Below are 24,354 nucleotides of genomic sequence, written 5' to 3' on the forward strand. Positions count from 1 at the left end.
TTTTGCCATGCCTGAAGTCCGCACAGTTTATTTCTCGCGCATCGCGTCGCCCATTGGTCCCTTGTTGATCGCGGCCACCGAGCGGGGCCTGTGTTGTCTGCAATTCAACGGCAAAATGCCCAGGCAGGCCAAGCATGAAGTTTGGATCGAATCCGAAGAACATCTGCGGCCCTACCAGGAAGAGATAGAGGCCTATTTCCGCGGCGAACTTCGCGCCTTTACCTGCAAGCTGGACCTGCAGGGCACCGCGTTTCAAAAGAAATGCTGGGAGGCGCTCTGCCGCATTCCGTACGGACAAACCTGTTCGTATGCGGAGATTGCTGAGGCGGTAGGCAGGCCCCAGGCGTTTCGCGCAGTGGGCCAGGCCAACCATAACAACCCAGTGGCGATTGTTGTCCCGTGCCACCGCGTGGTGGGCGCCAACGGGACGCTTACCGGCTACGGCGGCGGGTTGGACGTAAAGGAAAAGCTGTTGCGTCTGGAAGGCGTGCCTCTGCAGGAACCGCTGGGCTTCGATGACTCGCGTGGCAACAGAGTTGCACGGGCTTTGGCTTAGATAACAGGCTATGCGCAGTTCAGTCTTGCAAGATATACCGTCAAGCAGTCCTGAAAGTCGTTTTGGCCGATTCTCGCTTTTCGACGGAAAAGGCGGGTTACTACTGTATCTTCAGTGATTCGATATTACTGGATTTACAGGGCTGGGTTACTCGACAATAGATACGCAGCTTGGGCGGATAATCATGCCTGCCTGTGTCCATTGTAAGCATCCCGTTGCACAATTGGGACAACAAGCGGCTTGAGATTGGCTCATGCCCGCTGAGGCGGTAGACTCAGACTATGCAGCACGCGCACCCCAATGCCCCTCTGAGTGCGAGGGCGCTACGGTACTCGCTGTTGGCCACGGCAGTGTACGTTGTAGTCACGCTGGTGGCGGGTTTGCGCGCACACAGTCTGGCGTTGCTTTCTGAAGCCGGGCACAACGTTACTGACGTGCTGGCGCTGCTGCTCTCCTGGGTAGCCGTTTTCATTCAAACCCGTCCGCCCAGCTCCACCAAGACCTTTGGATACCATCGCGCCGGCGTGGTGGCGGCGTTCATCAACGCGCTCACTCTGGTGGCCATTGCTTTCTACATTTTCTACGAAGCCCTCTTGCGCATGCGCCATCCGGTTGAGGTGCAGCCGCAACTGATGATCTGGGTGGCGGTGGCCGGAGTAATCATGAACGGGACGATTTCCTGGATCCTGTTCCGCGCCGCCAGTGACGTGAATATCCGCAGCGCGTTCATCCATCAACTGGGCGATACCCTCTCCACGGCGGCGGTCATCGTGGGCGGCTGGGCCATCCTGTGGACGGGACAAACCTGGATTGATCCCGCTCTGTCCATCGGAATTGCCTGCCTGATTCTCTGGTCGTCCCTGGGGATCATTCAGGAGACGCTCAATATTCTGCTGGAGGGCGCGCCCCGGGGAATGACCGTGGAACAGATCGTCAGCCAGCTCAGCGAAATTGCGGAAATCCATGATGTACATGACGTCCATGTCTGGAGCATTGGCTCGGACACCCACGCGCTGTCATGCCACATCCGGATCAACGATATCCCGCTTTCCGAGAGCGACCGCATCTTGCGCCAGGTAAAGACGATTTTGATGGAGCAATACCACATTGAGCACACGACCATCCAGTTCGAGCACAGCGTGTGTGAGGTTTCCCACGGATGCCCAATTCCGGTGGCCATTCCGCGTCTGGAGACCCGCATGAAGCTCAAGCGCCGCGTTTAGCGCGGCGCAAAGGGACCCGCAAAACTTGCAACCTCCCTTGTCCTGATGCAACCTTTTCTTGTTTGTTATCGTAATTGATCACGTACGTCTAATTAGCAGGACGCCAAGGGACGCGTGCGGGCCTAGAGAGGCGGACGAAAATGGGGTTTTTTGCAACGCAACTCAAGCAGGTGCTGAGAAGGTTAAGCCGGGCGCCAATGTTTGCCGTGGTAACCCTGATCACTTTGGCGGCTGGAGTCGGCGCGAACACCGTGGTTTTCAGCGTGCTGGAGAGCATTCTGCTGAAGCCGTTGCCTTATCCCCATTCTGAAGAGCTGGTGAACGCGGAGCACGCGGCGCTGGGAATCAACGTTCCGCGCCTGCCGGGAGCTCCCTCCAACTACTTCATCTACCGCGAGCAGAATCGCAGCTTCCGGGACATCGCCATGATGACCAACGACTCCGCCAGCGTGACCGGCTTGGCCGAGCCGGAACAGGTGCCGACGCTGCGAGTCACCGACGGTCTTACGTCTGTTCTGGGTGTATCGCCCATGCTGGGACGGGCGTTCAGCCGCCAGGACGACACACCCGGCAACCCGGACACGACGATCCTGATGTACGGCTACTGGCAGCGCAAGTTCGGCGGCAATCGCGCCATCATTGGGCAGACCATCAAAATGGACGGCAAGATGCGCGAGATCATCGGCGTAATGCCGCGCGATTTCCACATTCTTGATCAGGAAGATCCCGCGCTGCTCATTCCTTTCCAATTTGACCGCAGCAAGATGTTTCTTGGCAACTTCAGCTATACGGCCATTGCGCGGCTCAGGCCGGGCGTGAGCATCGAGCAGGCCAGCGCGGACGTCGCGCGCATGCTGCCTATCGTCTCCCAGACTTTTCCGCCTCCGCCGGGCTTCAGCCTGAAGATGTTTGAGGACGCGCACCTGGCGCCGAACCTGGCGCCGCTGAAGAGCCGCGTGGTGGGCGACGTGGGCAAACTGCTCTGGGTGCTGATGGGTTCGATCGGTCTGGTGCTGTTGATCGCGTGCGCCAACGTGGCCAACCTGGTGCTGGTCCGCGTGGAAGGCCGGCGGCAGGAACTGGCGGTGCGCGCAGCGCTGGGCGCGGGCTGGGGACGCATTGCTTCAGAGCTGTTGTTTGAGAGCGTAGTCCTGGGTGTGCTGGGCAGCCTGCTGGGACTTGGGCTGGCCTACGCCGCGTTGCGGACGCTGGTAGCCATGGCTCCCAAAGGTCTGCCGCGGGTGAATGAAATCAGCATTGACGGCTGGGTGCTGCTATTTACGTTGGGTATTGCGCTCCTGGCCAGCGTGCTCTTTGGCATTATTCCCGTCTTCAAGTATGCCGGAGTGCGCGTGGCGACCGGCTTGCGTGAAGGCGCACGCGGCCTGAGCCAGGGCCGCGAACAGCATCGCGCACGCAGCGTCCTGGTGGTGGTGCAAGTCGCTTTGGCGCTGGTGTTGTTGATCTGCTCGGGACTCATGGCGCGGACCTTCGTCGCGCTGATCAGAGTGCAACCGGGCTTCGACCACCCGGAAGAGTTACAGACCTTTGCCCTGTCCATCCCCAAGGCGGAAATTGCCGACGAAGAGCGCGTGGCGCGCACGTTCGAAGAGATTCTGCACAAGGTGGCGGCTGTACCAGGCGTGCGGATGGTGGCGCTCTCTACCAGCGTCCCCATGGACAGGAACACCAGCTTCGACCCGATTTTTGCCCAGGACAAATCCTACAAGCCGGGAGAAATCGGCGCCCTGCGCCGCTTCAAGTGGGTAGCGCCTGGGTTCCCGGCCACGATGGGCACGCCACTAGTCGCCGGCCGGGACCTGACCTGGAATGACCTTTACAACAGAACGCCGGTAGCCCTGGTTTCTGAAAACGTTGCGCGCGAGCTGTGGCAGAGTCCAGCGGCGGCGCTGGGCAAGCGCATTCGCGTGGGTACCACCGACGACTGGCGCGAGGTCATCGGCGTGGTAGGCAACATCTACGATGACGGCGTGAACAAGCCGGCTCCCACCGAAGTCTATTGGCCCATTTTGATGGCCAATTTTGATGGCGACAAGAGCGTGGTCTTCCGCTCACTCTCGTTCGTGCTGCGCACGCCGCGCGCGGGAACGGAAGGATTGATGAAAGACGTCCGCCAGGCCGTGTGGTCGGTGGACCCCAACCTTCCTTTGGCCGACGTGCGAACCGTGGAGTACTACTACAAATCTTCCATGGCCCGGACGTCCTTCACTCTGCTGATGCTGGGTGTGGCTGGCGCCATGGCTGTTCTGCTGGGCACGGTGGGGATCTACGGCGTGATTGCTTACTCGGTTTCGCAGCGTACACGCGAAATTGGCATTCGCATGGCCCTGGGTGCACAGCGCCAGGAACTAACAGGCCTGTTCGTGCGGCACGGACTGGTGCTTACCGGCATAGGCCTGGTCTTTGGGCTGGCGGCGTCGCTGCTTTCTATGCGGTTTTTGTCATCGCTGTTATTTGGCGTGAAACCTATGGACCTCGCTACTTATGCCGCAGTGTCCGTGGGCTTGGCGATCACGGCGACGCTGGCCAGCTACCTGCCTTCGCGAAAGGCTGCATCGGTGGATCCGGTGGAGGCCCTCAGAGGAGAATAGAACTCTGACGGGCCACCCAGCTCGGGACGTCGCCTACCGAGTCCCGGCCAGCGTGGTTACTGGCGGTTTGGGGCTTATGGACGCGCTTTGTCCATTTCTTTCCAGCCACATAGCGTACAATAGCTTTACAGCAGCTCTGCGCTGCGGTAATCTCTGGAGCCCTGAGGACTTACTTCCTCATCTAATTACTTAATGAAGCCTTGGCGCCAAATTCTGCGATATTTTGTGTCCCTGCAACTCCTGCCGGCATTGGAGAGCGGGGAGGAGACGCTTTTGGTCGGCGGCCAGGCGGTGGTCGAGGGCGTGATGATGCGCTCGCCCCATGCGTGGGGAATCGCCATCCGCAAGAGTTCGGGGGAAATCAGCACTCACAGCGAGCCCCTGCAGCGGCCTTCCGAGAGACACAAATGGCTGGGATGGCCGTTTATCCGCGGGATCGCCACTCTGGGACAGGCCATGCGCCTGGGATTCATCGCTTCCAAGTTCTCCCTGAACGTGGGCCTGGAGTCCATTGCCGAGGAAGAAGGCGGCAAGAAGATGGAAGTGGGCAGTTGGGGCATTGCCGCCAGCATGATCTTCTCCCTGTCGTTCTTCATCTTCATGTACAAGTTTGTGCCGCTGACGGCGGCCAGCGCCCTGAAGCCGCACTGGGCGGCGATGAACAATAACTTTGCCTTCAACCTGGTGGACGGCGCCATCCGCATCGCGCTTTTCCTGCTGTTTGTCTGGGGCATTTCGCTGTTCAAGGACATCAAGCGCATCTACCACTACCACGGCGCAGAACACAAAACCGTGTTCGCGTTTGAAGACCACGGCATGCCCACGACTGCCCAGGCGCAGGAGTACTCTACGTATCATCCGCGCTGCGGCACCAGCTTTCTGATGACCATCATGCTGATCTGCATTTTTGTGTACGCGGCGTTTCCGGTGCAGAGTTTCTGGGGCAAGTTCGGACTGCGCGTGGCGTTCCTGCCGATCATCGCATCGGTTTCTTACGAGATCATCCGCTTTTCCGCCAAGCGCGGCCGTTCGTTCTTTGCCCTTCTGACCAAGCCCGGCCTGTGGCTGCAGCGCATTACCACCCAGCCTCCGTCGGACGACCAGGTGGAGTGCGCGATTGTCGCCCTGCGCGAAGCCATGGAACTGGAAAAGAAAAACGGCGGCGAACTGGTGATTGCCTAGCGGCGCCCGCCGCATACATTCCCATCCCCATTGAAATGATTTTTGAGACGCAGCGGTGCTACGTCTCTACGGTCAGGACCATGGCTGACGCCCACGAAGTTCTTGGGAGGCCAGCACTCGCAGCCTACAATAGGAAATTGCAAATGTTTGAACGACTAAACCAGATCGAAAAGAAATACGACGAACTTACCCAGGCGCTGTCGTCGCCGGAGGTGATTGGCGACTCGGCCAAATACCAGAAGACCGCCAAGGCCCACAGCGAAGTGGCGGAGATCGTGGAGAAGTACCGCGAGTACAAAGATCTGCAGCGCGGCATCGCGGAAAGCAAGACCATGGTGGCCGAAGAGTCAGACGCCGAGCTGCGCGCCTACGCTCAGGAAGAGCTGACGCGTCTGGAAGAGCGCCTTGCCGCCACGGACGCCGAGCTCAAGGTCCTGCTCATTCCCAAAGATCCCAACGACGACAAGAACGTGGTACTGGAAATCCGCGCGGGCACCGGCGGCGACGAAGCCACGCTCTTTGCCGCCGAGATGTTCCGCATGTACTCGCGCTACGCGGAAACCCAGCGCTGGAAGGTGGAAGTGCTGTCCACGTCAGAGTCCGGGGTCGGCGGGTTGAAGGAAGTCATCGCCATCATTGAAGGCAAAGGCGCGTTCTCCAAGCTGAAATACGAGAGCGGCGTGCACCGCGTGCAGCGCGTGCCGCAGACGGAACAGCAGGGCCGCGTGCACACCTCGGCGGTCACCGTGGCGGTGCTGCCGGAAGTGGAAGACGTGGACGTAAAGATTGAAGCCAAAGACCTGCGGATTGATACTTTCTGCTCTTCCGGGCCGGGCGGCCAATCGGTGAACACCACGTACTCGGCGGTGCGCATCACCCACTTGCCGACCAACACGGTGGTGAGCTGCCAGGACGAAAAGTCGCAGATCAAGAACCGGGAAAAAGGCATGCGCGTGCTGCGCGCCCGTCTGTATGAAATGGAGATGGAAAAGCAGCAACAGGCCCTGGCCAAGGAACGCAAAGCCATGGTGGGCTCGGGCGACCGTAGTGAGAAGATCCGCACTTACAACTTCCCACAGAACCGCATGACCGACCACCGCATCGGGCTCACACTGCACCAGCTCTCTGACGTGATGGACGGCAAGCTGGGCCCAGTGGTTGAAGCTCTGAGTACGCACTACCAGGCAGAGAAGCTCAAACACCAGGCGGAAGTGGTGGCGTAGGGGGACGAGTGGCCGTGCCTTTGGGACGATTCCACGTGAGAGCGAACCGCATATCGAGACACATAGTCGTCATGACATTTGTCCTTTCCGCGCTGGCCATCATCACGTGTCCAGCGCTTGCGACTGGCACATCGTTTCAGACTTCAGCCAGGGAAGCTTCTGTGAGGAAATTCCTTCAAACTCTGGTGGATGACAAGTCAGCCAGATACCTTTTGGCCTTCATAGACCTGAACGGCGACGGCCAGCAAGAAGCAATTGTCTATCTGGTGAGTAACGAATGGTGCGGGAGCGGTGGTTGCAGCTTGTTCATCCTGAGCTCGGATGCCGGTTCCTGGAGAGTCATCACAAGAACGACGATCACGTGGCCTCCCATTCGCGTTCTGCGTAAGACAACGCATGGCTGGCACAGCATCACAGTTTGGGTCGGGGGAGGAGGGCTTCGACTAGGTTACGAGGCTGAACTCAAGTTCGACGGGGAGACCTATCCGAGCAATCCAACCGTCGCGCCGGCTCGTCGAGCTGACAAGAATTCGTCGGGAGACACGATCATACGCTCCACTAAAAATGCTCGGCCCCTTTACGAGACTGTCTCCCAAGGTCAAAATCTCATTCGGTAGGCTGTTGCCGAAAAGCTAACCTCGGTTACAATCCAAAAGCCATTATCGCCCCAATTGCGCGAATGGCTAATTGCTTCTTATGCAGCTCAAGCAGGCCGTTGACCGCGCACACCAACGCTTCGTGGAGAGTGACGTTCCTTCCCCCCGCTTGAATGCCGAGTTGCTGGTCCTCTTCGTCCTGGGACGCGAACGCGCGTATCTTTACGCCCACCCCGAGCATGAACTCACCGCCGACGAGCAGGCGCGCTATGAAGAAGTGGTGGCGCAGCGGGCGCGCGGCTGTCCTACGCAGTACATCACCGGACATCAGGAGTTCTGGGGCCTGGACCTGCTGGTTTCTGACGCCGTGCTGGTGCCGCGTCCGGAAACCGAGCACGTAGTCGAGACGGTCCTGGAGCTGGTGCACGACTACTACCGCGACCATCGGGAATCGGGCAAGATCCGCATCGTGGACGTGGGCACCGGGTCGGGATGCCTTGCGCTGGCGCTCTCCAGCGAACTGCCTAACGCCGAGATCCACGGCTGCGATATCTCCGACGAAGCACTGGAGATCGCCCGCATCAACGCCGCGCGACTGGCGCTGGGACAACGTGTCCTGTTCCGCCGCTCTGATCTTCTGGCGATCTACGCGGGAGAGAAGTTTGACTTTGTCATCTCCAACCCGCCGTACGTGGGCGAGGACGAGGCTGACAAGGTGCAGAAGCAAGTCAAAGAATTTGAGCCCAAGATCGCCGTCTTCTCCGGCAAGGAAGGCATGGACATCTATCGCCGGCTCATTCCCCAGGCGCATGAAGCGCTTCGTCCGGGTGGCTGGTTTGTGACCGAAATTGGCTTTTCCACTGAAGCCCAGGTGAAAGAGTTGCTCTCCGGATGGGCAGACATCCAGACCACGGCAGACCTGCAGGGCATTCCCCGCGTGGTGGCGGCAAGACGGGCCTAACGATCCATTGTTCCCCGAAACAGCGTCTTCTGGGAAATTGAAAGTCTCCATTTTTCTTTTCAAGTGCGACGTCATCCCGACGGCCGTGAAGCGAGCGCGCGCTTTGACCAGCGCGCGAGTAGGCTGGAGGGACCTTGTGTTTACGTACCCCTACGCCAGTCTTTAACAGCACAAGGTCCCTCACCCCTATTCGGGCGCTGATGAGAGCGCGCCCTCATAAAACGGGGCTCGGGATGACGTCGCTTTACGGGGAGACGTGTGGCACCGTCGCCCCAGGCAGGCCTTTCCTAACATAACAAAGCAGTTAACTGGGCAGAGCCAAGTCGCGTGACGCTTTCTCTGTCCTTCTCCGCCATCTCATGGAATAATTTTAGAAGTGCACAAATTCTGGGAAAATCCGGTCCGCACGGCTGACATGCCGCAAGGCGCGCGTGTGCCGGGGTCTGTCCAGATCGGCAATGTGCGCATCGCGCCAGCGACCATCCTGGCGCCCATGGCCGGCGTCACGGACACGGTGTTCCGCCGCTTCATCCGCAACGCCAGCTTTGTGGAGGCACCGGGAAGCATCATGGCTGCGCCGGAAGAACAAGAGAACGCCTCGGCAACAAACATGAAGCAGGTCGGGACGCGGCACGGTGTTGGAGCGGACGAACCATCTGCGGCGGTTTGCGAAATGAAGCCTACCTCGGCCTGCGGGCTGCTGATGACCGAATTCACCTCCGCCGACGGCCTCTTCCGCACGCGCGAGAAGAAGCGTAAGCGCTACCTGCATTTCTATCAGGACGAGCATCCCATCTCCGCGCAACTCTTCGGCAGCGACCCGTACACACTGGCCGAATCGGCCAAGATTGTGGAAGACGCCGGCTTTGACCTGGTGGACTTGAACCTGGGCTGTCCGGCCAAGCGCGTGGTCAAGTGCAACGGCGGATCGGGCTTGCTGAAAGACCTGCCGGTAATCGGCGAAATCTTCAAGGCCGTCCGCGCGGCGGTGAAGATCCCGTTCACGGTGAAGTTCCGCCTGGGTTGGGACGACGACAATATTGTATGCGTGCCCCTGGCGCGCATGGCGGAAGAATGCGGCTTGAACGCCGTGGCCTTGCACGCGCGCACGCGGGAACAAGGCTACAGCGGCAACGCGCGCTGGGAATGGATTGCCGCGGTCAAGGACGCCATCAATATTCCGGTGATCGGCAACGGCGACATTCGCACGCCGGAGGACGCGGTGGCCATGGTCGCTGAGACCGGCTGCGATGCGGTGATGATCGGCCGCACCGCGGCGTCGAACCCCTGGATCTTCCGGCAAATTCGCCAGCAAGCAGAGACGGGGCGCTATGACAAGCCAACCGAATTCGACCGCTACCAGATGATCCGCACGTATTTCCAGATGCTGGTGGAAGAGAACATGCACGGGCAGGAAGGCAAGATGAAACAGTTCGTCGCATGGTTCACGCACGGCGTGCCCAACGGAAGCGCGCTGCGGCAGGCGGTGTACTCAGCGCGGCAAGGGCCGGCCATCCTGGAAAGGGTAGATAAGTTTTTTGAAGAGCTTCTGAGCGGACGTGTACCGGCGCAAAGCGCGGCATCTAAATCTGTCCAGTCGCGTACCTCTGACGCCGATCTCCTGCCGGCTTGCAGCGACTAGCAAAGTAGTTCTGCTCCTAGTCTTGCTGGGCGGTAACCTAAGCCAAACACGTCTATTGTCCAAAATATTGCAAGACATTGCCTGACCGGCGTTCTACAATCAGCGCAACATTAACCCCCCCTTAAAAACTAGCTTTGCCGAACTGGAGAATGCATGGAAGACTTTGCGACTTTCTTCTTTCTGGTTACCTTGGCTTTAGGGGTTTACGTATTCGTAGTGAACAGGCGCCGCCGCCGCGACAAAGAAGCCCTCAGCGAGCAAATTGCAGATCTGGCAGCAAGGCTTTATTCCCTGGAAGAACAAGCCAGGCGCGCAGCCACAAGGCCTGCGGAGAAGCCCGCGGTTGCTGCCCCGACTCCGCAGCCAGCAAGCGTACTGGAGAAACCGGCGCCGGAAAAACCTGCTGCAGCACCGCCGCCACCGCTGATGCCGCCGGCGGCACGGCCAGAAGTCGCGGCCGCGCCAAGACCGGTTAGTCCGGCGTCAATCGCGCCACCTGTGACAACGCCCGCGCCCGTCGCGCCGCCAAAGCCGCCGGCGCCTGTTACGCCGCGTCCGTCATCAACTGTGCCGCCTATCGCCGCCAGCGCAGCCGAGCGCGCGCCGCAATCGCCGAGCATGAGTGCGCCGCCGCGAGCGCCAAGTGTTCCCGTTGCGCCGCCAAGATTTGCCGCGGTCAAGCCTCCAAAGCCGAAAGTTTCATTGGAAAAACTAGTGAGCATTTGGGCGCCGAAGGTGGCGGTTGTTCTTGTCGTGGTTGGCCTGGGCTGGCTGCTGCAACTGGGCTGGAGCCACCTGGCCCTGTGGATGCAAGTGCTCATGCTCTATGCCGGGAGTATCGGCCTGCTTGCTCTGGGAATCTTCCTGGAGAGGAAAGACGCCTACAAGTTGATGGGAAGATGTCTGGTCGGCGGCGGCTGGGCCGCGATCTTCTTGCTGACCTACAGCATTGGACACGTGTCGTCCATCCGCGTCCTCAAGTCCGAACATTCTGAAGTCATTGATTTGTTCTTGATGATTGCCGTGGCCACGGCCATGGTGTGGCACACTCTGAAATACAAGTCGCAATTGGTCACCGGATGCGCGTTTCTGCTGGGCTTCGCGTCTGTGGTGGCGTCGGTGGGCTCGGCCTCGCCCGATCCATCGCACTTGATCGCCGGCGCCATCCTGGTGGCCGGCCTGCTGGTGGTTGTTCACCGGTACCAGTGGTACCAGTTGGAACTGTGCGGCATTCTGGCCAGCTACTTGAGCCATGGCTATTGGCTCTACAAGCTTTTGGGGTTCCCGCCGGTGCGATTCGCGTTTCCACATCACGAAGCCAGCATTGCATTGGTGGTCGGCTACTGGGTGGTGTTCCGCGCGTCGTACGTGTGGCGCAAGATTCCCAGCCGCGAACAGGAAGCCATTTCCACGGCGTCCGCGCTGTTGAACCCGGTGCTGTTCCTGGCCGTGATGAAGTACCAGTCACTGCATCCTGAGTGGGCTTGGTGGGCGCTGCTGACCATGGGCGCGATTGAATTCACGCTGGGCCAGCTGCCGGTGTCGCGCCGGCGGGAAGCGCCGTTCAAGGTCCTTTCCAGCCTGGGCGCCGCGCTGATGGTGGCTGCGCTGCCATTCAAGTGGTCCGGCGACGCGCTGGAGATGTTGTGGCTGGCCGGCGCGGAAGCCTTTCTGTTGTCGGGAATCTTCACCCGCGAACGCCTCTTCCGCGCCTTTGGCGTGATCATTTCGTTCCTGATTGCGCTCTACGCGCTGCCGGTGCGAATTGCGCCCTGGTCAGCGAGGCTGGTTGACGGCGGGCCGCACTACGACCCACACCTGGCCTGGGTGCTGGGTGCGCTGGCCCTGGTGTTGTACGCCAACTCCCACGTGCTGACGCGGCGCTGGCGCGAGCTTTTTGCAGACGAACCGGAACAACTTGCTCTGCGCGTGCTGTCGTTCGTTGCCAGCGTGTTCGGCGTGTGCGCGATTTTTGCCTGCGTCGCCAACAACGCAGCAGCCACGGTGCTGGCGCTGATGGTCCTGGCGCTGAGCTGGCTGGGCAAGCGGTTCTCCATCGCCGAACTCACCTATCAGGCGCACTGGATTTCCGCCGTCGCTTTCGTGCAAGTCATCATTGTGGGCGAGCCGCTGAAAGCCACGTGGCTTGGCCTTCCGCAGCGCGTATGGATGTTCAGCGCGGTGGCCGGACTGTTGTACCTGAGTTCGCGCTTTGTGCGCTTGTCGGAAACCGTCGGCGGCAAGTTTTTCGCGTCTGTCTATACCTGGGGCGCAACGATCTTGCTGGCCGTGCTGATTTATTTCCAGGCGCCGGTGTGGACGGTCATCGTTTTCTGGATATGCCTGGGGCTGGCGCTTTGCGCGGCGGCAGAATTTTTCCATCGCAACGATCTCAAGTGGCAGGCATTTGCGCTGGTGCTGGCGTCTTGCGTCCGCGCGCTGATCGTCAATTTTTATCTGACGAACACCGTCACCTCCCGGCACATCAGCTTCCGACTGATCTCCGTGAGTCTGGCCGCGGCGGGCATCTACCTGCTAGCGAAATGGGCGCCGGTCAAAGCTATTCGTCCGGTTTACACGGTGATCGGCACCTTGCTGCTCACGCTGCTGGCGTACGACGAAACTCCAGCGCCGTGGGTGCCCGTGGCCTGGATCAGCCTGGCGACCCTGCTGGCGCTGGCCGGACGGTGGTGGAAAGACCGTCCACTGCTGTGGCAGACGCGCATGCTGGCACTGCTGGCCACGGGATGGACGCTGTGGGGCAGCTTCACCCCGTCCTATCGCGCTACCGGCGTGCAACTGATCAGCGTGGCCATTACCGGCACGTTGCTGTACGTGCTTACGTGGATCACCAACATTGCCGACATGCCGGAGTCCGAGCGCATCAGCTATGCCTATTCGTGGGCCGCGTCACTGCTGGTGAGCTGGCTACTATGGGCGCAGTTGGATGCGGTCAACGTTGCGTTGGCGTGGGGCGTCTTCGGCTTGTTGCTGTTCGAGCTGCCCGGACTGCTGGAGATGGCCGGCATCCACAACTGGGGATCGCCGGGAAGCTGGCGCGCGCAGGGCTACGTGGCCCTGGTAAGCAGCTTTGTCCGCATCTTCTTTGTGAACCTGAACACTCCGGTCGCTGCAGACTTCTTCAAGGTACTGGTGGACCCGCGCGTGCTTACCATTTTGCCGCTGACGGCAATTTATTTCTGGATTTACTCACGCCTGTACGCGATCAATCACGGCACGCAAACTGGACGGCCCGCAACTGCGCGCGTCACCAGCATGGTGGAATACCTACTGGCCTGTCTCGGCACAGCCACGGTGGCCGCCATTTTCTGGTTCGCCGCACCCGCTGACGCCGTGGTTGTCGGCCTAGCGGCGCTGTTTGTGGCCCTGCTGGCTGTGGCGTGGCAAATACGCCATCAGATCTTTCTCTACCAGGCGCTCATCATGCTGGGTATTACGGCGTTCCGGCTCTCCATGCGGAACTTCTATTGGTTGAAAGACCCGGTGTACTCCAGCTTGAGCTACTCCATATGGACGCTGGCCTTGCTGGCGGCGTGCCTGCCGCTGGCGTTCCTGATTCGCAACCAACAGAAGACGCAGAAATCCGGGGGCGGATGGTGGGCCGTGTTGGTGAGCCGTCCGGAACAGCCGGTGTTCTTTGTCACGCTGGTGCTGACGGCGGCGCTGTTGTACCTGAAGATGTCCGGAGGCGCTGTCACGCTGGCGTGGGCTGCGGAAGGCGTACTGGCGTTCAGCCTTGCGCTGTGGGTAAAGGAACGCAGCTTCCGCCTGGCGGGACTGAGCCTGGTTCTCTTCTGCGTGGTGAAAATTCCCTGGGATACGTGGAACTTCCACGATGTGCGGCGGCCGCTGAGCTGGATCGGCGTGGGCGCGATTCTGTTCGTGGTCACATTCCTCTACGGCAAAAACCGCGAGGCGCTGAAGGACTACTTATGAAGCGACTCATCGGCCTGGCGGCGCTGCTGGCGATTTGCGGCGGCGTGCTTTATTACAGCCATCGCCATAAGACGGAAGCCCGCGTAGGTCCGGAAGCGGTGCTCAACGCTTTGGCGGAAACGCAGCGCGACTTGAGCCGCGTCCCGGCCAAACTCACGCGGCTCTCTGACGCCGAGGAGATCCGCATTGGCGACGACATGGCCGCAGGCTATCTGGGCCGCTTCGGCGCCCCGCACGACGCCAAGGACAAAGACGGACAGAACGCAGCCAACGAGCGAATGCAGCAATACGTGAGCGACGTGGGCCGCGCCGTCGCCGCGCATGCCCGGCGCAAGCTGCCTTACAAGTTCCACTACATTCCCAACGCAGGCTTCGTCAATGCTTTCGCGCTGCCCGGCGGGCATGTGTTCATCGGCTCGGGACTCATCCACCTGATGGAGTCGGAAGACGAGCTGGCCTCCGTCCTGGGGCACGAAGTGGAGCACGTGGACAACTACCACTGCGCGGAGCGCGTGCAGATTGAAGCCCGCCTCCGCAATATTCCTCTGGGCGGGCTGGTGGCGCTGCCTATCGAACTCTTTGTGGCCGGTTACAGCAAAGAACAGGAACTGGAAGCTGACCGCGACGGCGCCGGACTGGCGGTGACGGCCGGCTACTCGGCGCAGGGCGCGGTGCACATGTTCCAGGAGTTCAGCAAGCTGCACAAGACGTACGTCCTCAAGGCCAGCACGCCGGATGAAGAAATGTCCCAGGTGGCGATTGAAGGCATTCTGGGCTACTTCCGTTCGCACCCGCTGCCGGAAGAACGCGAAGCCCAAATCAAGCGGATCATGGCGGCAAACGGTTGGCCGGCGCTGAGGGAGAGGCCGATCAGGCAGAAGCCGTGAGAACGCCCCTGATCCTCCCCGGATTACGGAACCAATACTACGATTGTTCACCCGTATTTTACTAAATTGGCTTCACGCCGATGCCGCTCACTCCAATCCATAGAAACCTATGTGGTGGGTCACAGTGGGTAGCTACCAAGACACCTATTATGATTAGAGTTATTAACCACAAGCTTTACGGTAGGGCTAGTGCTTATAGCTATACTATAGTCTTATAACAGAACCAGGAGAGACAAATTCATGAAACATACAACCTTGCTAGCTACGTTCACTGCGATACTCGTTCTTACGACAGCTTTATCTGCGCAGACACAGCCTGAGATATTCAACGTCTATGTCTATGAAGGAACCTACCCTGATCTTATGAACGCTTACGGGGCCGCCAACACTACAGGCGCGACAAACCATTGGACGAATTGGGGCTTGCCACTGGAAGGCAGGCGGGCCAGCATTATTTTCGATCCTGTGTACTACCTCCAGCACAATCCTGACCTCCTTGCCGCCTATGGCGCCAGCGGATATTCGGCGGCACTGCAGCACTTCATCTCGACAGGTTTGCCGGTGGAAGGAAGAAGGGGCAGCCTGGAATTTGACGTAAAGTATTATCTGAGTCATAACTCTGATCTAGCGGCCGCATATGGCACGAACTACCTTGCGGCGGCTGACCACTTCCTTATTCAGGGGCTGCCGGTTGAGGGCCGGAGAGGCAGCGCTGATTTTGCCGTTCAGGATTACATTGGCAACTACCCGGACGTTGCCGGAGGATATGGGTGGACGGACTACTGGGACGCGACGCTGCATTGGTTGCGCCGCGGTAAAGGCTTCGGACGGCACGGTTTTGGGGCCCTCCCTGCGCCTACTGAGTGTGGTGACGGTCACACCACGGAATACGCCACGGTGCCCGTTGCACCGCCGCCTCCGGCGTTGCCCGGTATTACCGTGGCCCACTCCGGTGCGGCGTTCGTTGCGGATGGCAGCGTGCTTTACGTGAATCCACCTGCCGGCTTCCCGGCGCAGCTTGCTCGCGTGGCATCCTCTCCCGCCAGGGGACAGTATGCGGTTGCCGGCGGCGTTTACACCTTTAACGCTGGCGATGCTGAATCGCCACTGCAGATCAATTACACCCTGGTTCCTGTACCCAGCGGATACTCGCGTATTGCCTTTACTCATCGGACCCAGCAACAGCTCCAGAGCGGCTTGGGGACTGGGACGATGGGCGATCCTTTCGATGCTTCAATCCTTGATATCACCTTACGTCACATTTCGGAGCAGACGGGAAGCGTCGCCAACCTGGAGAACGGTGGCGGGCAGCCGTACGGTCCATACAATCTGGTGGTTTGCCTAGACTCAGGCACTTTTCCCACCCTGGGCATCTACGACCATTTGATCAATTATGGCCTCAATTCGGGGCATACCAAGGGCAATCCGGATGATCCTCAACATGGTTATCCGGCGGGATTTACGGTGAACAAGAACTGGCACATCCATGGCAAAGGAATGTGGGCCACGACTTTGCAGCTTTCCATGTATCTGGCGAATCCGCCGGGCTGGGGGTTCCCCCAAGGGACCGGTTTGGGGATCGTCATCGGCACACACGACGACAACGCCGGCGGCGTTGAAATATCCGATCTGAACATTGATGATAACTATCCAAGCTTTGGGGGCTTCATTCCCATCAACCTTCTGGCCATCAACTTACGCTCCGACGCAGGCGGAAACAACATACACAACGTCAACGTTACCAACTATGCCGGCCAGGTGGGATCGCTCAACATTCAATTTGAAGCGTTTCCTGTTGCGATTGGCTCCGTCAACAATACGTCGCCGGTAGCCAGTTCGAACAACCAGATCAAGTATGTATCGCTGGGGAACATGTCACCTCCGCCCGGGGCGTGCACCGGATTCGTGGTTTTTAACGCCAATGCAGAGGTTGCTTTTAACATTGCCAACGGCTGGAGCGGTCTAGCGAACACTTATGGGCAATGTCAAGGCTATGGAGGCTGGCAGATGCCCGGAGTCTGGTTCCATGACAATTTCGCTTTCAACAATGATTCCGGATTTCTTACTGACAGCCTGACCAATCGCGGCGTGATCGTGGAATTCAACCAGATCTTGAATCCGGCGAAGAACGGGATCGTGGTGGGAGGTGGCGGCATTTACGACTATTTCCGGATTCAATACAACACGATCTCGATCGGGCAGAACAATGAGAACGGGATCCTGCTCAACGGAAAGGTGGTAGGCGCGACCGTTATCAACAATAACATCCTTACCGCCGGCGCCCCATCCGGCCTAAAAGGCCTTGCTTTTGGCGGGAGCGGTAATGCGGGGAGCGTATTTGAGTACAACCAGATCAACAGCAGATTCAGCAACGGCCCGGTCCCCAGCGGGAATTGCGTTTTCAACAATTGGAACCAGTTCTCGGTACAGCTTAGCAATCTTCCCAACACCCAGAGCGGCCCATGCGCCGTGCCGGTGCAGCCCTACGCAACCTTGCAGACGGACGGGAACTTCGTGGTTTACGGCCCGAATAGCACGGCGCTATGGTCAACCGGCACCGCAGGCACCTCCGCTGTGGTCATTAGAATGCAAGACGACGGGAACCTTGTGCTCTATCAGGAAGTTTGGCAGGCCGGAACATATCGTGCTCCCTCCGTCGCCAAGATCGCCCAGGATCCGTGCAGCATCGGCAGCTCGCTGTTTACGTCGCAGATTCTGGCGGCGGGTTCGTGTCTGGAATCGGCCAGCGGATTGACCTTCGCCGTGATGCAGGCGAACGATGGGAACTTGGTGATGTATGACCGGCAACTGGCTCAGATTACCTGGGCTTCCAACACCATAGGCAATCCCGGCGCCTATGCGACCTTGGATACGTTAGGAGGGTTCTGGGTCCTAGGGCCGGCCGGTACTCCTCTTTGGACAAACAATACAGCCAATACCTTTGCCAACTGGCTCCATATGGAAGATGATGGCCGCCTCATCCTCTATAAACCAGTGTGGGCCAGCAACACCGTCCAAGCTCCGGTTTCAGGGACCTTTACTCATCCTGCTTGCGATGTTGGCTCTGGCACGGGATGGACGGGCGTCTTGGGGACGGGCTCATGTTTTGTCTCCTCAAACGGGCGCTTCGAGCTGCTGATGCAAGCGGATGGCAGCCTGGTGATCTATGACAACTCGACGAGTCCGGCCAAGGCGCTATGGTATCGCTAGACTGGTAGCATCGTATCCCTGGACTAGGAGCGCTGCTCGGTCAGAAGGCGGCGCTTCTGGTCCTCACATGCGTGTCTACAGATCCTGCTTCTTGCTTGTAGGGGACCCATTCCCGGCAAAACCGTGGCGTGAGACGCGCTTCAGGTGTTGTGCTCTTGCGAGGTACAAGTTATTTCGCGCCTCGCTGTTTTGATCTTCCGTGCCGAAAGACGAGGGGGACGTGAATGGCGGCAACACGAAGATCGGGGACGTAAACCTTTGTTGCCGATGGCGTCAGTGGCCCGTGAGCGATTATCAACTTGGTAATTTTGGCAATCTCTTCCCTAGCACTCCATCCCCGATTTCTCCCGCTCCGTGCTCCTATACGCCCAGGCCATGCGCGGAGTGTTGTGGGCGATGCCGAAGCGGCCGCGCTGGTCCAGCAGGATGATGCCGCCGTGTCCGTTGAGGCGGCGCTGCAGGTGAAACATGGCTTCCTGGGAGACGGCGTCGGGCGCGCCGCCGCCCTGCACGCGGTCCGCGGCCCACTTGGCCAGCACCAGTTTCATGATGGGTTCACCCCAGCCGGTGCAGGAGACGGCCGCGCTCTGGTTGTCGGCGTAGCAGCCGCAGCCGATCAGGCTGGAGTCGCCCACGCGGCCCGGAGCCTTGTTCACGGTGCCTCCGGTGGAAGTTCCGGCAGCGATGTTGCCGTCCGCGTCGAGCGCTACGGCGCCCACGGTGTCGTGGCCGTCGTCAGACCGGCCAGCGGAAAGACTTCCGGCATTCAAACTCGCGGGATCAGGGCTGCCGGCGAATGTAGTATCCGGCTGTCCGGCCGCGGCTTTGGCTTGCGCTTCTTTCAGGCGCGCGACTTCGCGCGGGACCACCAGCTCTTCATTGCGGCAGAGCTGCATGCCGTGTTCCTGGGCAAAGCGCTCCGCGCCATCGGTGACGAAGTAAACGTGCGGGCTTTCGTCCAGCACCAGTCGGGCGGCGGCGATGGGGTTGCGAATGCGCTCCACGCAGCCAACGCCACCGGCGCGCAGCGTTGCGCCGTCCATCATGAGGGCGTCCATCTGTACGCGGCCATCGCGGGTGAGGAAGCTGCCGCGTCCGGCGTCAAAAGTTTCGTCGTCTTCCATATGGACGATGGCGGCTTGCACGGCGTCCAGCGCGCGGCCGCCTTGTTCCAGCACGCGCCAGCCGGCGTCGAGGGCGCGGCGCACGCCGAGCAGGTGCGCGTCCACCATATCGTCAGGAATGGCCCACGCGCCGCCGTGGACGACCAGTACAGGAAGCTGTCTCAATTGAGAGTTACCTCGCAGGGACTCAAACAGGAAAGTTTATCAGAAGGGGATGGAGCCGCTTGGCGATCCGAGGCGCCGCTGAATCCCTCGGGTTTGTGATCGGCCGAGCTGGACCTTTCGCTGGCATGTTTTTTCATGGAAACGCTCAGCCCGGCGCAAGCACTACTTCTTTGCTGCAAAGATGCAGCTGCAAGATGGAAACTTTGCGAGGAAGGAATTAGCTACATGGCCCTTTTTGTGTCGGTAGGTGGCTTTTTTACCCAACAGCCCGGTACGACCGCGACCTGGAGCACGTCGTTTGGCAGCGGCTTCGGTTTGGACCGCAGGATTGTGATCCAGGCACCCAACATCAGTGACGATATCCTGGGCGTCGTCCAACTCGTGGTGACCGACCAGGCCGTGCTGGCCAGCAATAACGGCTTGGCCTACCTGGTGACTATCCAAAACCCAAGCCCTCGGCCAGTGCGATACAACTTGAACATACAGGATCCGCTATGAGCAAAGTCACCGTAATCAGTCAGAAAGGCAAGCTGGTAGGCACATGGATTCCGCCGCAGGAGCCGCCTGATCCGCGCGGACCGGTCACCCGCATCGTCGCCGGACCAGGACAGAAGATGCACGAACTCGAGATCAAAGACGCCGAGGCATTCCATCACAAGGGCAAGACCGGCGACCTGATCAAGCTGGTGAAAAAACAGCTAAAGTTGAAGTAGCGGAGCGATATTCCAGCGTTGCCGTTACTTCTTGCTTCCCGGCTGCGGCACCCCCTCAGCCGGGAGGCCGAATTTGACAGTTTGGTATGGGTAGTGGTGGTGGTGGGCGACCGCGCCAAGATTGAAGCCGGTGTTCGCGAGTTGAACCTGGGCGAGATCCGCATTCTGGATGCGAGCGGAAAACCACAGTAAGTCTTCGCGACAAGCTGACTTTGTGCCCCGGCAGAGATGCCGGGGCTTTTTCTTGAATGCGCTCCAGCGCCTAAATGTCCGGCTCAAGGCTGAATGCTGAATGCTGACTGCTGACTGCTGCGTGCTGACTGCTCCCCGCCGCGTGTAAACTTATCGTCGTTGCAAAAACAGGAGTCCCCCATGGACCTGAACCTCAGCCCTTCCGAACTCATATTCCAAACCGAGCTGCGCGCATGGCTCTCCGCCAACGTCCCCAAAGGCTGGGACGCGCGCGGCGAACAATCCATGGAAGCCCGCTTTGACTTCCTCAAGAGCTGGCAGCGCAAGATGTATGAAGCCGGATGGGCCGGAGTTTCCTGGCCCAAGGAATATGGCGGACGCGGCGCCACGCTGATGGAACAAGTCATCTTCTGGCAGGAGCTGGCCGCGGCCGGAGCGCCGCCGCTGGCCAACGTCCTGGGCGTGGGACTGGTTGGACCCACGCTGATCGCTTTCGGCACGGAGGCCCACAAGAAGCGCTTCCTGGCAAAAATCCTGAGCGCGGAAGAAATCTGGTGCCAGGGATTCTCCGAGCCCGACGCCGGCTCTGATCTGGCCAACGTGCGCTGCCAAGCGGAGCTGCAGGGCGATCACTACGTGGTGAATGGGCAGAAGGTCTGGAACAGTTACGGCTGGGCCGCGCACTGGTGCGAGGTTGTGGTGCGCACCGATCCCTCGGCCGCCAAGCACAAAGGCATGACCGTGCTGCTGGTGGACATGAAGTCCGCGGGCGTGGACGTGCGTCCGCTGCGCCAGATGACCGGCGAAACCGAATTTAACGAAATTTTCTTCCTTGACGTTCGCGTGCCCGTGGAAAACGTTGTGGGCAAGGTGAACGAAGGCTGGGAAGTGGCCATGGGCACGCTGATGCATGAGCGCGGCACGCTGGGCGCGGGCATTCAGGTGATGTATCGCCGCAACATGGAGCGTCTGATCGAACTGGCGCACACCCGGCAGCGCAACGGGCGTCCGGCGGCGGAAGATGCTGTCATCCGGCAGAAGCTGGCGCAGTGCTACGCGGAAATCGAAATTATGCGCTGGAACCAGATGCGCGCCTTCAGTCGCATCAACGCGACGGGCGTGCCGGGGCCGGAAGGGTCCATCCAGAAAATCTTCTGGAGCGAGTTGAACCAGCGCTTCCAGCAAGTGGCGCAAGAGCTGCTCGGCCCTTACGGACAACTGGAATCCGGCGACGAGCACGCGATTGACAACGGCTCATGGGCCTACGGCTACCTGCGTTCGCGCGGCAACACGATTGAGGCGGGCACGTCAGAAATTCAGCGCAATATTATCGGGCATTTTGTGCTGGGGTTGCCGAAAAGCTATTAGGAAGCAATTGGCAATTAGCAATTGGCAATTAGCCAAAGCAGAAGGCCTTAACCACAAAGGACACGAAGGAACACGAAGGAATTTCAATGTGCATACTAAGTCAATCAAAGATAGGGACAGGAACAAGGGGATCCGTGCATCGTGCTTACAATCGCCCTTTCGTCCCTTTGTGCTCCTTCGTGTCCTTCGTGGTTGAGCCGTTTCTTTTTCTAGGAGAGAACCATGCAGTTTGGACTCAGTGAAAGCCAGGAAATCCTGAAACACACCGCTCGCCGTTTCTTTGGCGGCGAGCTGCCCATGGCGGAAGTCCGCCGGCTCATGGAGACCGCCACGGGCCACCACGAAGAACTTTGGGCCAAGATGACGGGCCAGGGTTTCACCGGCATCATCTTTCCGGAAGAGTTCGGTGGCATGGGACTGAGCCAGGTGGAACTGGCCCTGTTCATGGAAGAAGCTGGTTACGCGCTACTTCCCGGGCCGTTCTTCTCTACCGTCGCGCTGGCCGGGACTGTCCTGAACGCATTGGGCTCCGCGGAGCAGAAGAAGAAATATCTTTCGCGGATATGCGGCGGCCAGGCGAAGGCCACGCTGGCTCTGCTGGAAGACATCGCCAGCTGGGATCCAAACGACGTCCAGCTCGCAGCGACGAATGGCAAGCTCACCGGAACCAAACTGTTCGTCACCGACGCGGCGGTGGCCGACTTCATCATCGTGGCGGCGCGCAACGGAGTCTTCCTGGTTGACGGCAAAGCGCCAGGTGTCAAGATTGAGCCCATGAAAGGCATGGACTTCACGCGCAAGATTTATTCCGTGACGTTTTCGAGCACGCCCGCCGAGCCGCTGGGTAGCGCCCAGCCGGCTGATCTGGCCAAACCGCTGGCTACGGCGACGGCAGCGCTGGCGGCGGAGCTCACCGGAGGGATGCAGCGCGTGATGGAGGCGGCGGTTGGCTACGCCAAGACGCGCAAGCAGTTTGGCAAACCCATCGGGAGCTTTCAAGCGGTGCAGCACATGTGCGCGGAGATGTATCTGGAAACCGAGAGCTCCCGCTCGTCCGCATATTACGCAGCCTGGGCGCTGAGCGAGAATGCGCCGGACGCTGCGGTTGCTGTGTCCATTGCCAAGATGTATTCGAGCGACGCCAGCCGGACGGTGGGCAATCGCGGGATCCAGGTCCACGGCGGCATGGGCTTTACCTGGGAGAACGATATCCATCTTTATTATCGGCGCGCCAAAGCTTCGGAGACCATGCTGGGCGACGCGGCGTTTCATCGCGAGCGGATCGCGAGAATGGTGATTGATAAGTCCGCGTGAGACAAAGGGTCCGATGCAGAAACTCCTTAAAGCCGGCATAGCCATATCTATCGGAAAGCTCGATTGGGGAGAATTGTGGTGAAGCTAGAGGAAGTTTCACGTCGAGACATAATAGTCTCGGTGATGGCGGCTGTGGCCGGCTTGGTGGTTTCATTCTTGCCCCACTACGGCCCGGACCTGAATGCGCCAAATACCAACAATTGGATTCGCGCCTACGAACGGATCGGGCTGTATATTTTTCAATTGCCATGGAACCTGATATTGGTCTCTTTGCTGATCTTCTTGTTGTTCCGCGCAAAATTCCGCCGCGGAGGCTGGGGCGTAGCGTTCTGTCTGGGCATCATCATCGGAAAGACGCTGTCGCATCTGGCACGATAAAGAAGCAATAATCCGAGCCGAGAGATAATGCAGTAGCTGTATATGATTGAACGCTTATGGATTTCGACCAGCTACGAACGTTCATGGAAGTTGCGCGGTTGGGAAGTTTTTCCCGCGCCGCGGAGAAAGTCCTGCGTTCGCAACCGGCGGTGAGCACGCAGATTCGGCAACTGGAGCAGGAATACGGGCAGAAACTGTTTGACCGCAGCGCCAAGCAAGTCCGCCTGACGCCGGCGGGAGAGGTGGTGCTGGAGTACGCGCGGCAGATGCTGGAATTGCACGGCAAGTCTCTGCACGCCACGGCCGATCATCGCGGCGTGCCCTCGGGGACGTTGTCGCTGGGCGCCAATGAAGGCACATTTCTTTACGTGCTGCCCAGCGTGCTGGCCAAATACCACAAGAAATTTCCCCAGGTAAAGATCAGCGTGTACCGCAGCTTCAGCCACAAGGTGAGCGAGAAAGTGGAGCAGGGCGCGGTGGACCTGGGCGTGGTGAGCATGCCGGTGAAGTCGCCGCAGTTGAAGACCGTTCCGGTGTTTCGCGACCGCATCTTTCTCATGGCGGGGCCGGGCAGCCCGCTGTTTCACCGACGCTCCGTGACTCTGGAAGAGCTTGCGCAGCAGCCGCTCATCGTGCCCAAGACCGGGTCCATCCGCAAGATGATGGAGAAGAACCTGCGCCCGTATCGCGAAAACCTGAACATCACCATGGAGCTGACCAGCGTGGTGATGATCAAGCGCTTCGTGCGCGATGGCTTTGGCGTGTCCCTGATCTGCGCGGCGTTTGCCGGCGAGAACGTCCGGCGCGGCGAGGTGCGGCTGCTGGAAGTGGAAGGCCTGGAGCTGTGGCGGCAATTGGGATTGATCTACCGCAAAGACCGCAGCCTGCCGCTGGTGGCGTCGTCATTTCTTGAGCTGGCGCGCAAGGAACTTTCCGCCCGGCTGCATCCCGCGAGTGACTGAGCGCTTCCGTGCGTCAAGTCAGCGTGGCCCGCGCGCTGCATATACACTCACAGAAAATCGAATACTGAACATCAAAACTATCAATTTCC

General features: G+C 59.6%; 19 protein-coding genes. 17 read left to right on the forward strand and 2 right to left on the reverse strand.

Translation table 11 applies throughout. The features are described 5' to 3' along the window. Positions 1-7 precede the first annotated feature (7 nt). The 7 genes from LAO20_03465 to dusB all read left to right on the forward strand — a co-directional run bounded on the left by LAO20_03465 (position 8) and on the right by dusB (position 9,995). Positions 8-556, forward strand: coding sequence for a methylated-DNA--[protein]-cysteine S-methyltransferase (locus tag LAO20_03465; GenBank protein ID MBZ5530467.1), 549 nt, complete (start codon positions 8-10; stop codon positions 554-556). A gap of 281 nt (positions 557-837) precedes the next feature. Further along, positions 838-1,779 (forward strand): cation diffusion facilitator family transporter, encoded by a 942-nt coding sequence (locus LAO20_03470; GenBank protein MBZ5530468.1) that lies wholly within the window; start codon positions 838-840, stop codon positions 1,777-1,779. Positions 1,780-1,919: 140 nt separating this feature from the next. Beyond that, entirely contained in the window at positions 1,920-4,391 is a 2,472-nt protein-coding gene (locus LAO20_03475; protein MBZ5530469.1) for an ABC transporter permease, read from the forward strand. A gap of 192 nt (positions 4,392-4,583) precedes the next feature. Continuing rightward, positions 4,584-5,573 (forward strand): DUF1385 domain-containing protein, encoded by a 990-nt coding sequence (locus LAO20_03480; GenBank protein ID MBZ5530470.1) that lies wholly within the window; start codon positions 4,584-4,586, stop codon positions 5,571-5,573. Between the two features lie 143 nt (positions 5,574-5,716). Continuing rightward, positions 5,717-6,796, forward strand: a complete 1,080-nt coding sequence (gene prfA, locus LAO20_03485) for a peptide chain release factor 1 (GenBank protein ID MBZ5530471.1) — start codon at positions 5,717-5,719, stop codon at positions 6,794-6,796. A gap of 696 nt (positions 6,797-7,492) precedes the next feature. After that, on the forward strand, positions 7,493-8,353 hold the full coding sequence (prmC, locus tag LAO20_03490) for a peptide chain release factor N(5)-glutamine methyltransferase (protein MBZ5530472.1): 861 nt from the start codon (positions 7,493-7,495) through the stop codon (positions 8,351-8,353). 415 nt (positions 8,354-8,768) lie between these two features. Next, positions 8,769-9,995, forward strand: coding sequence for a tRNA dihydrouridine synthase DusB (gene dusB / locus LAO20_03495; GenBank protein ID MBZ5530473.1), 1,227 nt, complete (start codon positions 8,769-8,771; stop codon positions 9,993-9,995). Positions 9,996-10,279: 284 nt separating this feature from the next. On the opposite strand, the gene LAO20_03500 is transcribed toward dusB, so the two are convergent. Beyond that, positions 10,280-10,717 (reverse strand): hypothetical protein, encoded by a 438-nt coding sequence (locus LAO20_03500; protein ID MBZ5530474.1) that lies wholly within the window; start codon positions 10,715-10,717, stop codon positions 10,280-10,282. Between LAO20_03500 and LAO20_03505 the strand changes: the two genes are divergently transcribed. The 3 genes from LAO20_03505 to LAO20_03515 all read left to right on the forward strand — a co-directional run bounded on the left by LAO20_03505 (position 10,710) and on the right by LAO20_03515 (position 18,049). Next, positions 10,710-13,952: a DUF2339 domain-containing protein gene (locus tag LAO20_03505; GenBank protein MBZ5530475.1), complete on the forward strand. Its 3,243-nt coding sequence runs from the start codon at positions 10,710-10,712 to the stop codon at positions 13,950-13,952. The two genes, LAO20_03500 and LAO20_03505, sit on opposite strands and share 8 nt — an antisense overlap. Next, on the forward strand, positions 13,949-14,839 hold the full coding sequence (locus tag LAO20_03510) for a M48 family metalloprotease (GenBank protein MBZ5530476.1): 891 nt from the start codon (positions 13,949-13,951) through the stop codon (positions 14,837-14,839). The genes LAO20_03505 and LAO20_03510 overlap by 4 nt, the downstream gene beginning before the upstream one ends. 240 nt (positions 14,840-15,079) lie before the next feature. Then, positions 15,080-18,049 carry a hypothetical protein gene (locus tag LAO20_03515; protein MBZ5530477.1) on the forward strand — a complete coding sequence of 990 codons (2,970 nt, stop codon included), beginning with the start codon at positions 15,080-15,082 and terminating at the stop codon, positions 18,047-18,049. Between the two features lie 323 nt (positions 18,050-18,372). On the opposite strand, the gene LAO20_03520 is transcribed toward LAO20_03515, so the two are convergent. Continuing rightward, complete coding sequence (locus LAO20_03520) at positions 18,373-19,338, reverse strand: isoaspartyl peptidase/L-asparaginase (protein ID MBZ5530478.1); 966 nt, start codon at positions 19,336-19,338, stop codon at positions 18,373-18,375. 225 nt (positions 19,339-19,563) lie between these two features. Here LAO20_03520 and LAO20_03525 point away from each other — a divergent pair, with 225 nt between their 5' ends. From LAO20_03525 to LAO20_03555, 7 genes are all read left to right on the forward strand, one after another. Beyond that, positions 19,564-19,836, forward strand: coding sequence for a hypothetical protein (locus LAO20_03525; protein MBZ5530479.1), 273 nt, complete (start codon positions 19,564-19,566; stop codon positions 19,834-19,836). Further along, complete coding sequence (locus LAO20_03530; GenBank protein MBZ5530480.1) at positions 19,833-20,051, forward strand: hypothetical protein; 219 nt, start codon at positions 19,833-19,835, stop codon at positions 20,049-20,051. Before LAO20_03525 ends, LAO20_03530 begins: the two co-directional genes overlap by 4 nt. An 18-nt stretch (positions 20,052-20,069) precedes the next feature. After that, on the forward strand, positions 20,070-20,243 hold the full coding sequence (locus tag LAO20_03535) for a hypothetical protein (GenBank protein MBZ5530481.1): 174 nt from the start codon (positions 20,070-20,072) through the stop codon (positions 20,241-20,243). Positions 20,244-20,423: 180 nt separating this feature from the next. Continuing rightward, positions 20,424-21,611, forward strand: coding sequence for an acyl-CoA dehydrogenase family protein (locus LAO20_03540; protein ID MBZ5530482.1), 1,188 nt, complete (start codon positions 20,424-20,426; stop codon positions 21,609-21,611). 222 nt (positions 21,612-21,833) lie between these two features. Further along, the gene (locus tag LAO20_03545) at positions 21,834-22,925 is read left to right on the forward strand and encodes an acyl-CoA/acyl-ACP dehydrogenase (GenBank protein MBZ5530483.1); all 1,092 of its coding nucleotides are present in this window, start codon (positions 21,834-21,836) and stop codon (positions 22,923-22,925) included. Between the two features lie 78 nt (positions 22,926-23,003). Next, positions 23,004-23,303, forward strand: coding sequence for a hypothetical protein (locus tag LAO20_03550; protein ID MBZ5530484.1), 300 nt, complete (start codon positions 23,004-23,006; stop codon positions 23,301-23,303). Positions 23,304-23,359: 56 nt separating this feature from the next. Then, a complete protein-coding gene (locus LAO20_03555; protein ID MBZ5530485.1) occupies positions 23,360-24,265 on the forward strand; it encodes a LysR family transcriptional regulator in 906 nt (301 codons plus the stop codon). Positions 24,266-24,354: the final 89 nt, after the last annotated feature.

It is taken from the genome of Terriglobia bacterium (genome assembly GCA_020072815.1).
Lineage (GTDB): Bacteria > Acidobacteriota > Terriglobia > Terriglobales > Acidobacteriaceae > Angelobacter.

Coding starts and splice junctions, on each gene's coding strand:
- LAO20_03480 (MBZ5530470.1), top strand. CDS start 4,584: ATGAAGCCTTGGCGCCAAATTCTGCGATATTTTGTGTCCCTGCAACTC.
- dusB (MBZ5530473.1), top strand. CDS start 8,769: ATGCCGCAAGGCGCGCGTGTGCCGGGGTCTGTCCAGATCGGCAATGTG.
- LAO20_03540 (MBZ5530482.1), top strand. CDS start 20,424: ATGGACCTGAACCTCAGCCCTTCCGAACTCATATTCCAAACCGAGCTG.
- LAO20_03475 (MBZ5530469.1), top strand. CDS start 1,920: ATGGGGTTTTTTGCAACGCAACTCAAGCAGGTGCTGAGAAGGTTAAGC.
- LAO20_03465 (MBZ5530467.1), top strand. CDS start 8: ATGCCTGAAGTCCGCACAGTTTATTTCTCGCGCATCGCGTCGCCCATT.
- LAO20_03470 (MBZ5530468.1), top strand. CDS start 838: ATGCAGCACGCGCACCCCAATGCCCCTCTGAGTGCGAGGGCGCTACGG.
- LAO20_03525 (MBZ5530479.1), top strand. CDS start 19,564: ATGGCCCTTTTTGTGTCGGTAGGTGGCTTTTTTACCCAACAGCCCGGT.
- LAO20_03515 (MBZ5530477.1), top strand. CDS start 15,080: ATGAAACATACAACCTTGCTAGCTACGTTCACTGCGATACTCGTTCTT.
- LAO20_03555 (MBZ5530485.1), top strand. CDS start 23,360: ATGGATTTCGACCAGCTACGAACGTTCATGGAAGTTGCGCGGTTGGGA.
- LAO20_03510 (MBZ5530476.1), top strand. CDS start 13,949: ATGAAGCGACTCATCGGCCTGGCGGCGCTGCTGGCGATTTGCGGCGGC.
- LAO20_03545 (MBZ5530483.1), top strand. CDS start 21,834: ATGCAGTTTGGACTCAGTGAAAGCCAGGAAATCCTGAAACACACCGCT.
- prfA (MBZ5530471.1), top strand. CDS start 5,717: ATGTTTGAACGACTAAACCAGATCGAAAAGAAATACGACGAACTTACC.
- prmC (MBZ5530472.1), top strand. CDS start 7,493: ATGCAGCTCAAGCAGGCCGTTGACCGCGCACACCAACGCTTCGTGGAG.
- LAO20_03500 (MBZ5530474.1), bottom strand. CDS start 10,717: ATGCTCACTAGTTTTTCCAATGAAACTTTCGGCTTTGGAGGCTTGACC.
- LAO20_03530 (MBZ5530480.1), top strand. CDS start 19,833: ATGAGCAAAGTCACCGTAATCAGTCAGAAAGGCAAGCTGGTAGGCACA.